The organism is Ruminococcus sp. AF37-20, assembly GCF_003460465.1.
GTDB lineage: Bacteria > Bacillota > Clostridia > Oscillospirales > Ruminococcaceae > Hominimerdicola > Hominimerdicola aceti.
The window spans coordinates 223465-229464 of the sequence record NZ_QTVE01000004.1 but is presented as its reverse complement, the minus strand read 5'-3'; the positions used below and the strand labels follow the sequence as shown (position 1 = coordinate 229464).

The following is a 6000-nucleotide window of genomic DNA, read 5'->3' as shown; positions in this document are numbered from 1 at the left end:
CATAAATTTTCTTTTGAATCTTTGTCTAACTTTTTGGGGTCAGTTCACGAACGGGTGGATGCCTGTTCGCTTTTTATATTCACTGAAAATTCATTATTTATTTGTTTATTTCACTATAAATTTGTATTAAGCTCTGCTATACTACTCTTTAGAACATAAAGATTTTAACATTGTTTTCGTATAAACCAAGGCTTAAAATCAGAAGATTTTATACTTAATATAAGAATATGAAACACAAATGCTATTATATTAGACATGACGGCTTATATTGTAAATTATATTAATAACGTTAGCCGAGCCACAGTTCTTGACTTTATGAGCTTATTGTGGTAAACTTAAAACCAAGTCCATGTGTGAAAAAAATTCCGCAGTGCCTGGATCATATGTGCGTTGAGCCGAGGGTTGAGCTTGCAAGGGTGTTGGACGATATTAACGAATTTTTTTAGTAACAGAATAGGCAGGAAAGTCCTGTCTTTAAAATAGGAGGAAATTTTATGAGCGAATACAAGATCTACTCATTGCATATGGGTAAGGCAAAATGTGCTGTTGATTTGGGCGATGGCTCTGAGCGTGGAGAGTATGTAAATCAGGATTACATTCTCAACAAAATGGGCAGACCACACAGAAGCATAAGCCTTATGTACTGCTACTATCCGCTGGATAAGGAGTTCCCCGGAAGAATTTCTGAGGTAATGAAAGACGCAGATGTTTCTTTTGCATGGGATTATCCATATGATGATTATTTCACATACAAGGGCGGTCTTGAGGGCAACACAGAGGGCGAGCCTTTTACCTTCATGAGAGATGTAAGACGTCATGGACAGGACGTTACACTCACACTCACAGTTGACCCACACGTTTCAGACGAACAGCTTATCGCTATCGCAAATGACCTTAGACCTTTCGGCAGACTTCTTCTTAGAATAAACCATGAAGCTACAGGCAACTGGTTCTCATTCAACAAGAGATGCACTTATCAGGAAGTTGCTGATTTCTACTGCCGTTTCAATAAGATACTTAAGGAATATGCACCAAACGTTTCTACTATTCTTTGTATCGGCGGAGTTGAGGATCCTAATAAGAAGGAGATCGAAAAGGAAGCAGAGTTTTCACAGGCTGTCAAGGAGACAGACATCTGGTCTGTTGACAAGTACATGGCTCTTCACTGGGGTTGGCCTTATGACGTTGCTGAAAGAGGCGGCACAAGCCACAAAAGAGATACTGTCAAGGCTACCTATGACATGACAAAGCGTTCTTTTGAGAGATTCAAGGAGATAAACGGCGGCGTTTCAAAGCCAATGGTCATGAGTGAGTTCAACGCTGACGGCGACGTTACAGGTCCATACGATCAGGCAGCAATGGTAAAGGAATTCTGCGATATGCTCAAGGCTGACGGCGAGGACTGGTTCTCAGGATTTACTTTCTATCAGTTCAGAGACAGAGGTCGCCTTGGTCTTGAAATTCAGGACCCTAACTATGCTGACTGCGGTATCGAGCAGCCTGTTATGAAGACATACAAGGAAATTATCCACGATGATTTCTTCAAGCCTGCAATGACAAGAGGCAACGAGGTGACACTGCCATGCACGCTTCGTTGGGGCGGTTCTGAGGACGCTGAGGGTCTGGAGATCCCTCTCCACTTTGAAAAGAATCCACACTTCTGCGAGGTTACATTTGATGATGATTCAAACATCATGATGGAGATAAACGGCAAGTGGTTCTACAAGTCACCTGAGGCAAAGACGATCGACCTTATGGCAGCTTTCTTTGAGAAGCCGCTGGAGGGTGAGGCTGATCTGACTCTCAGACTTTTTGCTCCTCCTGCAAGCGGTGAGAATGATCTGTCTGTTGAGGACGGACTTATGAACAGCTACACAGAGATCAAGAAGCTTCCTGATATCCGTATCAGATTTGAGCCAGTTGAGCTTTAATTTCAGACATAATTTAAGGGACGGTTTTGCCGTCCCTTTTTTGTTTATAGGGTGACAAATAATGCAAACGGGACGTCGGGGGCGCCGTCCCCTACAAAGCAAAAAGGTTGTATACTGCACAAAAATTCGTACAGTATACAACCTTTTTGTTATTTATCACATGGTGCTTGTCTTGACATTATCTGCATTGCGGCTTTAAGACCGTCAACGGCGGCGGACATTATGCCTCCTGCATAACCTGCACCCTCGCCGCATGGATAGAGATTTTCCACTGAGAGAGATACCATATCTGCGTTTCGTGTAATGCGGACAGGGGAGCTTGTACGGGTTTCAGGTGCGGTGAGCATTGCACCTTTATCGCCGAAGCATTTCATTTTTCGTGAGAAATTCTGCAAGCCGCCCTCCAGCATATCCGTCACGAATTTAGGGAATACATCACGAAGCTCTGTCGCCTTACAGCCGAGTGCGTAGGTGGGTGAAACTGTGCCTGCTGTTTCAGGCTTGCAATCAAGAAATCCGCCAACTGTCGTGCCTGCGCCTTTATATGAGCCTGTGAGAGTATAAGCTTTTTGCTCTATAGACCGTGCGAAAGCCACTCCGTCAAGTGGGCAGTGACCAAAGTCGTCAGGGGTAACAGCCACGACAACTGCAGCGTTTGCGTTTTCACCGTCACGGGCAAACTCGCTCATGCCATTTGTGACAGTGCCTCCGCTTTCGGAAGCTGACGGGACAACTGTACCGCCCGGACACATACAAAAAGTGTAAATACCTCTGCCGTTTTTATCACGCCATGAAAGCTGATATTCACCCTTTGGAAGCAGTGGATTGCCTGCATGGTCACCGTATAAGCTTTCGTCCACAGCCGCCTGCTTATGCTCTATTCTTGCACCGACAGAGAACGGCTTAGGCTCTAAAAAGATGTTTTTGCACTGCAAAAGCTCAAAAGTATCCCTTGCGGAATGACCAATAGCAAGTATAACAGCAGACACTTTTTCGTCCTTTTCACCTGCTGATATAGTTTGCACTTTGCCGTTAGCGATAGCCAGATCAGTGAGGGCAGTGTCAAATCTTACCTCGCCCCCAAGCTCTATTATCCTTTTTCGGATAGCTGTGACGATATTTCGCAGATTGTCAGTGCCGATATGCGGCTTAGCTTTGGTGAGTATCTCTTTCGGCGCACCGAAATCCACGAAGCGTTCAAGAACATATCTGCAAAGAGGGTCTTTTATTCGTGTGGTGAGCTTGCCGTCAGAAAATGTACCTGCACCACCTTCACCGAATTGCACGTTGCAATTGGTGTCAAGCTCGCCTGTGAGCCAGAATTTCTGTACCGATGCAGTACGTTTTTCCATTGAGCTGCCACGCTCTAAAATAATCGGTCTATAACCCTGCTCGGCAAGGGCAAGCCCTGCGAACATTCCTGCCGGTCCAAAACCTGCAATGACAACTCTGCCCTCGGTTTTTTCGGTGGATATGACAGGCTTGTAAACACTGCGCTCAACATAGGTCAGGGAAGTGTTCTTCTCACAAAGCTTTTTTTCAAGGTCGGCACTGTCAAGTGTCACGAAAACTGAGTGGACAAAGTGAATGTCGTTGCGCTTTCGTGCGTCAAGAGAGCTTTTGTGTATCTCGCAGTCTATGGCGTGCTTTGAGGCACTGCCTAGCTTTTTCAGAGCGGTGGAGATAACTTCCTGCTCTGTTGCGTTAAGGGGGGAACTTATTTGATTTACTATTATTGGCATATATCCTCCTGCGTTTTTACCGAAAAATCGGGACGAATAGATCGTCCCGATAAAATTCTATTAGTCTGAAACAACTATCTGTATCTCGTTTTTGCCGAAACCCCAAACATTGTTATAGGTCGGTGAATAGATTATAGCCTCTCGAGCGTAAGAACCAGAGTCGATTATGTCGCTGAGGTTGACCTGAGCGTACAAGTCGCTGTCCTTAAGCTTGTTTATCACATCTTCAGGACCGTAGACCTTGACGTTTGTGAGCTTTTTTGTTTCTATCTCAGTGGACTTGCCTGACGGCTTGCCTGTTGTGATGATATGGTCTGAGGTTATGGTGAACTCCTTCGAGGTGTATCCCTCTGAGTCAAAGGATACACGAACGTTTTCATCGCCATTCATATTGATCTCACCCGAGTTGAGAGGGATCTTGAAGCTGAACACCTTTGCAAGGTTTATCTCTGAAAGGTTTATGGAGCCGATAGTGATCGTTTCTGTATCCGAGTCGTCAAGATTTGGCGATACCACAGATATCTCCTCCTCGGAAAGCTTCAGCGGCAGGGAGTTGACATCAAAATTATCCGTACAATTTGAGATATCTACCTTTAGCTTTGCTGTCTTTTTCTTGTAGATAACAAAATTCACATCGACAGACTTTGTATCCTTGACTTCTATTTTAGATGGATCAACAACGTTGTCGTCATCGTCATAGAATACGATATCCTGTGTGTTGATAGTCGTGTCCTCAGATATTTTCTTTGATTTTGAGATCTGTGCCACTGCTTTGCTTATGTTGTCAAGGTCATTTTTCGGACCTTCAATTGTTATCTCGCTTGGCGATGTGGTAGTTTCTTTAAGGATATAGCCCTCCTCAGCGCTTATGAGCGGGGCTTCTGCGGTGAGTGGGATAGTCTTTGTGGTAAGTCTGTCAAACTCCACAGAAACAGTGTCAGGGTTGACAGAAACTACAGTTACCTTGTCGGTGGAATGTGATGACTTGACATCAATGTCAAGGTCGTAGGTACCCTCTTTTGTTACGTCATCAAGATTGACAGTTGCCACAAGATCTGCGGCAGTATAGCTGCCTATCTCATAGTTCATGCCCTTTATCTCAACGTCTACGGAGATATCCTTATAGTTGAGTGCGGAAAGTCCTTTTTCTTTTGCCTGCGTTCCGTCAAGTGAGAACACAACAGGAACGTTTGTTATAGTCTTGTTTATTGTAGGATACTGAGTGATAGAAAGGGCGAACCATATTATTACAGCAATGATTATGGAAAGTATTCTCAGACCAAAGTCTGCACCATGGCGATTTTCTTTTTTAGCCTTTTTTACTTTTTCCATTTTGAAATCACCCTTCCTGCAAAAGAATTTTCTCTAATGGAATTAGCGTCCTTTTCAGGCAAAAGACGATTGTCCAGAAGTCTTTTCAGAGAGTCCTTGGAATATCCTCTGGTAAGCTCTCCGTTTTCGGCAACTGAGATGTTGCCTGTTTCCTCAGATACCACGACGACTATTGCGTCAGAGTTTTCGCTCATTCCGATAGCTGCACGGTGTCTTGAACCGAGTTGTTTGTTTATAAGTTCGTCCTTCTGCGGTCTTGGCAGGAAACAGCCTGCCGCAAGTATTATTCCGTCTCTGATTATTACAGCACCATCATGGAGCGGTGTATTCGGGAAGAATATGTTTCCGAATATCGCTGTTGACGGTATGCAGTTGAGTATCGTTCCTGTAGCTATCTGTTCCCCAAGCTTTGTCTTTCTCTCACAGATTATAAGCGCACCTGTTTTGGTGGAAGAAAGACTTGCGGCAGAATCACATATAGCGTCAATAGCTTTTTTCCAATGTTCGGTGTTGTCGTCTGAGTCACTTGAGCTAAAGAAATTAAAGCCACCCAGACTTGTTCGTCCAACCTTTTCAAGAACACGTCTGAGTTCAGGCTGAAACATTATGATAAGAGCAAGGAAGCCCCACTGGAAGCAGATCTTCAGCAAAAATCTGATAGTTTGCAAATTGAAGAATACTGCAAGCAGGTAGCAACCTATAAGTATAAGGATACCTTTTGTGAGCTGCTGCGCCCTTGTTTCGCGAATAAGCTTTATGCCGTGGAATATCAGAAAGGAGAGGATAGCAATATCGACAATGTCATTAAGACCAATTGATGTAAAAACGCCCCAAATAGCGTTTATAACATAAGCGATACTGTCAAGCATAGTTCACACCCTTTCGATAATTTCTGTAAATGTAATGAAAAAACAAAACAAATACAGATGATTTTATATATATTAATAGTATATCATATTTTTTCGCAAAGTACAAGGGTTGAACAAGATTTTTTT

General features: G+C 43.7%; 4 protein-coding genes. 1 reads left to right on the top strand and 3 read right to left on the bottom strand.

Annotated features, from left to right (window positions below; translation table 11 throughout):
- Positions 1-494: 494 nt before the first annotated feature.
- On the top strand, positions 495-1931 hold the full coding sequence (locus DW015_RS04425; RefSeq protein WP_117904479.1) for a hypothetical protein: 1437 nt from the start codon (positions 495-497) through the stop codon (positions 1929-1931).
- A 149-nt stretch (positions 1932-2080) separates the two neighbouring features.
- Here the strand turns inward: DW015_RS04425 and DW015_RS04420 are convergent, their stop codons facing one another.
- The 3 genes from DW015_RS04420 to cdaA are packed head-to-tail and all read right to left on the bottom strand — an operon-like array spanning position 2081 to position 5874.
- The gene (locus DW015_RS04420) at positions 2081-3673 is read right to left on the bottom strand and encodes an FAD-dependent protein (protein WP_117904477.1); all 1593 of its coding nucleotides are present in this window, start codon (positions 3671-3673) and stop codon (positions 2081-2083) included.
- A gap of 60 nt (positions 3674-3733) precedes the next feature.
- A complete protein-coding gene (locus tag DW015_RS04415; RefSeq protein WP_117904475.1) occupies positions 3734-5005 on the bottom strand; it encodes a CdaR family protein in 1272 nt (423 codons plus the stop codon).
- Complete coding sequence (cdaA, locus tag DW015_RS04410; RefSeq protein ID WP_117876473.1) at positions 4993-5874, bottom strand: diadenylate cyclase CdaA; 882 nt, start codon at positions 5872-5874, stop codon at positions 4993-4995. Before cdaA ends, DW015_RS04415 begins: the two co-directional genes overlap by 13 nt.
- Positions 5875-6000: the final 126 nt, after the last annotated feature.

Excerpts from the sequence above, each read along its gene's own strand:
- DW015_RS04425 (WP_117904479.1), top strand. The coding sequence starts at position 495 with ATGAGCGAATACAAGATCTACTCATTGCATATGGGTAAGGCAAAATGT.
- DW015_RS04420 (WP_117904477.1), bottom strand. The coding sequence starts at position 3,673 with ATGCCAATAATAGTAAATCAAATAAGTTCCCCCCTTAACGCAACAGAG.
- DW015_RS04415 (WP_117904475.1), bottom strand. The coding sequence starts at position 5,005 with ATGGAAAAAGTAAAAAAGGCTAAAAAAGAAAATCGCCATGGTGCAGAC.
- cdaA (WP_117876473.1), bottom strand. The coding sequence starts at position 5,874 with ATGCTTGACAGTATCGCTTATGTTATAAACGCTATTTGGGGCGTTTTT.